Origin of the sequence: Verrucosispora sp. SN26_14.1, assembly GCF_004307965.1 — a bacterium.
Lineage (GTDB): Bacteria > Actinomycetota > Actinomycetes > Mycobacteriales > Micromonosporaceae > Micromonospora.
The window spans coordinates 1-4205 of sequence record NZ_SISL01000494.1; the positions used below are offsets into that span (position 1 = coordinate 1).

Consider the following 4205-nt stretch of genomic DNA (forward strand, 5'->3'; position numbering starts at 1 on the left):
GGCCTGCGGTGCCGCGGCGGGCGCGGCCTTGGCGGCCTTGGCCTTCTCGGCCGCGTCCAGCACGTCCTGCTTGCGGATCCGCCCGCCGACCCCGGTGCCGTTGAGCGAGGCGAGGTCGACACCGTGCTCACCGGCCAGCTTGCGGACCAGCGGCGTCACGTACCCGGCCGACTGCTCACCGCCGTTCGACGGTGCCGCCGCGCGCTGCGGGGCGGGAGCGGCCGGCTGGGCGGCCTGCACGGCCTTGGCCGGCTCCGGGGCCTTCTCGGCCTCGGGCGCGGGCTCGTTGTACGAGGCACCCGGCGTCGGCTCGGAGACCTCCTGCTTCGGCTCGGGCGTGGCCTCGGCCTTCGGCTCCGCCTTGGGCTCCGGCGTCGGCTCGGGCTTGGCCTCGGCCGGTGCGGCACCGGCCGCACCGACGACGGCCAGCGTGGCGCCCACCTCGGCGGTCTCGTCCTCGGCGACCTTGATCTCCAGGACGGTGCCGGCGACCGGGGAGGGGATCTCGGTGTCGACCTTGTCGGTGGAGACCTCCAGCAGCGGCTCGTCGACCTCGACGGTCTCGCCGACCTGCTTGAGCCAGCGGGTGACCGTACCCTCGGTGACGCTCTCGCCGAGGGCCGGCATCTGGACCGGGGTGCCCTCGCCCGACGGCGCGGAAGCCTGGGCCGGCTGCTCGGCCGGCTCCTCGACGGCCGACTGCTCCGCCTCGGCCTGCGGCTCCTCGGCAGCCTCGGCGGCCTGCTCGGCGGGGGCCTCCTCCTCCTGCTTCGGAGCGGCCTCACCGCCGGTCGACTCGCCCTCGCCGGAGATGACCGCCAGCTCGCTGCCGACCTCGGCCGTCTCGTCCTCGCCCACCACGATCCGGGTCAGCACGCCGGCCGCGGGCGACGGGATCTCGGTGTCGACCTTGTCGGTGGAAACCTCGAGCAGGGGCTCGTCGACCTCGACGGTCTCACCCTCCTGCTTGAGCCAGCGCGTGACGGTGCCCTCGGTGACGCTCTCGCCGAGCCGGGGCATGGTGACCGATACCGGCATGTTCTCCAGACTCCTTCATTTCCCTGGTGGGGGGATCATCGCCCGTCGCCGGACGCCGCGGGTTGTCGTGGTCAGGCGTGCGCGTGCAGCGGCTTGCCGGCGAGGGCCAGGTGCGCCTCGCCCAGGGCTTCGTTCTGCGTCGGGTGGGCGTGCACCAGCTGGGCCACCTCGCCCGGGTACGCCTCCCAGTTGTAGATCAGCTGCGCCTCGCCGACCAGCTCACCGACCCGGGCGCCGACCATGTGCACGCCGACCACCGGGCCGTCGTCGACCCGGACGAGCTTCACGAAGCCGGCCGTCTTGAGGATCTGGCTCTTGCCGTTGCCGCCGAGGTTGTAGTTGTACGTCTTGATCTTGTCGGCGCCGTACTGCTCCTTGGCCTTGGCCTCGGTGAGGCCGACCGAGGCCAGCTCCGGCTCGGAGTAGGTGACCCGGGGGATGCCCGCCTCGTCGATCACGGCGGGGTTCTGGCCGGCGATCTCCTCGGCGACGAAGATGCCCTGCTGGAAGCCACGGTGGGCGAGCTGGAGGCCGGGCACGATGTCGCCGACCGCGTACACGTTCGGCACGCTGGTGCGCAGCCGCTCGTCGGTCAGGACGTACCCACGGTCGGTCTTGACGCCCTGCTCCTCGTAGCCGAGGTCGGCGGTGTTCGGGCCCCGGCCGACGGCGACCAGCAGCAGCTCGGCCTCGACCGTGTCGCCGCCGGCGATGGTGAGCTTGACGCCGTTGTCGGTCTTCTCGACCTTCTCGAACGGCTTGCCGACCTTGAAGTTGATCTTCCGCTTGCGGAACGCCCGCTCCAGCGCCTTCGACGACTCCTCGTCCTCGGCGGCGACCAGGCGGGGCAGCGCCTCGACGATGGTCACGTCCACCCCGAAGGACTTCCACACGCTGGCGAACTCGACGCCGATCACACCGCCGCCGAGCACGATCGCCGAACTCGGGACGCGGTCCAGGGTCAGGGCGTGGTCGCTGGTGATGACCCGCTCGCCGTCGACCTCCAGGCCCGGCAGGCTCTTGGCGTACGAGCCGGAGGCCAGCACCACGTTGCGGCCGGTGTACCGCTTGCCGTCCACCTCGACCGCGTTCGGGGCGACCAGCTTGCCGGCCCCGGCCACGAAGGTGATGTTCTTGGAGCCGCCGACCAGGCCCTGCAGACCCTTGTAGAGGCGGGAGATCACGCCGTCCTTGTACGCGTTCACCCCGGCCATGTCGATGCCGACCAGCTCGGCCTTGATGCCGAACTGCTCCGACTCGCGGGTCTGGTCGGCGATCTCGGCCGCGTGCAGCAGCGCCTTGGTCGGGATGCAGCCGTTGTGCAGGCAGGTCCCGCCCAGCTTGCCCTTCTCGACCAGCGCGACGTTCAGGCCCAGCTGGGCGGCGCGCAGGGCGGTCGCGTAGCCGCCACTGCCACCTCCGAGGATGACGATGTCGAAGGTTGCGTCGTTCGGCTCGCTCACGTCCAACTCCCAGGTCGCGTCGCTGCATCGGGGGTCACGGCGGGGTAACAGGGACACACCCCACCTCGGCCATCTTGTCACCACCGTGCGGAAGCCGCGTACCGAGGTGCCCAACGACACGTTGTCGCCACGTACCCTTGGCACTGCCTTCGACGACGGACGCGTGGGGAGACGGCTCGGTGGGACTGTTCCGGCGACGCAAGCAGGCACGCGCGGTTGACTCCGACCGTACGGCCAATCGCGCCGATCTGGAGCACTTGGAGAACTTTGTCCGGACCCGCAAGGGTGTCGAGGCGTTCATCGAACCCCGCACCACCGTCACCGAGACCACCGTCATCCTGATCGCCGACGACGGCGAGTGGACCCGGCGCCGCATCGACGGGCCGGACGGGGCACGCCGCTTCGCGTACCGGGTCAGCATCCCGGTCTACGACATCGCCCTGATGGGCTACCCGCAGCGGATGCGCGACTACAACGAGCGCCGCAAGCGCCGCCCCGAGCAGTACTGACCTCGCCACCGCGCGGACGCCGGCCGGACCTCACCGCGCGTCGCACCCCGCCGTGCCCGCGCTCGGCCGTCGCGCTGCTCCGGCTCGGGTGTTCGGATGTTAGGAAGGGTCCCCTGCTATGCACCAGGCGTTAGCAGGGGACCCTTCCTTACAAGCAGGTCAGCCGTTTGCGGTGACGTCGTCGATCAGGTGCAGCAGGGTACGGACCGGGACGCCGGTGCCGCCCTTGGTCCAGTAGCCGGTCGCCTCGCCCGAGTGGTACGACGGGCCGGCGATGTCGATGTGCGCCCAGGCGACGTCGTCGGTGACGAACTCGCGCAGGAACACACCGCCCTGCAACATGTGACCGGCCCGGTCCATGCCGGCGTTGACCTGCGAGATGTCGGCCACGTCCGAGTCCATGCCCTTGCGCACGTCGTCCGGCAGCGGCATCGGCCAGGCCGGCTCGCCGACCGCGTCACCGGCGTCACGGACCCGCTCGCACAGCTCGGCGGTGCCCATCAGGCCGGAGATCCGCTTGCCCAGCGCGACCACCTGCCCGCCGGTGAGGGTGGAGGTCTCGAAGAGGTAGTCGCAGCCGTCCGCGCAGGCCCGGGCCATCGCGTCACCGAGGATCATCCGGCCCTCGGCGTCGGTGTTGAGCACCTCGACGTTCTTGCCGTTGAACATGGTGATCACGTCGCCCGGCCGGTACGACGTCCCCGACGGCATGTTCTCCGCCATCGGCACGTACGCGGTCACCGTCACCGCCGGCTTCAGCTCCGCGACGGCCAGCATGGTGGCGGCCACCGCCGCCGCGCCGGCCATGTCGGACTTCATCTCCCACATGCCCTGCGCCGGCTTGATCGAGATGCCGCCGGTGTCGAAGGTGATGCCCTTGCCGACCAGTGCCACCCGCTTGCCGGTGCCTCCGCCGTCCGGGGTCCAGGTCAGCTTGACCAGGCGCGGCGGTGCCTCCGAGCCCTGACCGACCGCGATGATGCCGCCGTAGCCGCCCGCACGCAGGGCGACCTCGTCGAGCACCTCGACCTCCAGGCCCGCCGCCCGGCCGGCCTCGGCGACCGCGTCGGCGAAGACCGGCGGGCGCAGCTCGTTCGGGGCGACGTTGACCCAGTCGCGGGTCTGCCGGACCGCGGCGGCCACCGTGCGGGCCCGCGTCACCTCGGCCTGCGCGCCGGCGTCCGCGGCGTCCGGC

General features: G+C 71.6%; 4 protein-coding genes. 1 reads left to right on the forward strand and 3 read right to left on the reverse strand.

The window, feature by feature from the left end; genetic code table 11:
- Both EYA84_RS27760 and lpdA read right to left on the reverse strand, forming a co-directional pair.
- Window positions 1-1038 (reverse strand): biotin/lipoyl-containing protein (locus EYA84_RS27760; protein WP_201272497.1); only part of this gene is annotated, 1038 nt, incomplete at its 3' end.
- A gap of 71 nt (window positions 1039-1109) precedes the next feature.
- Window positions 1110-2501: a dihydrolipoyl dehydrogenase gene (gene lpdA, locus EYA84_RS27765; RefSeq protein WP_131056807.1), complete on the reverse strand. Its 1392-nt coding sequence runs from the start codon at window positions 2499-2501 to the stop codon at window positions 1110-1112.
- A gap of 179 nt (window positions 2502-2680) precedes the next feature.
- On the opposite strand from lpdA, the gene EYA84_RS27770 reads away from it, so the two are divergent.
- Window positions 2681-3010 carry a hypothetical protein gene (locus EYA84_RS27770; protein ID WP_117228376.1) on the forward strand — a complete coding sequence of 110 codons (330 nt, stop codon included), beginning with the start codon at window positions 2681-2683 and terminating at the stop codon, window positions 3008-3010.
- A gap of 159 nt (window positions 3011-3169) precedes the next feature.
- Here the strand turns inward: EYA84_RS27770 and EYA84_RS27775 are convergent.
- On the reverse strand, window positions 3170-4205 hold a 1036-nt coding region (locus EYA84_RS27775; protein WP_131056809.1), incomplete at its 5' end, for a leucyl aminopeptidase.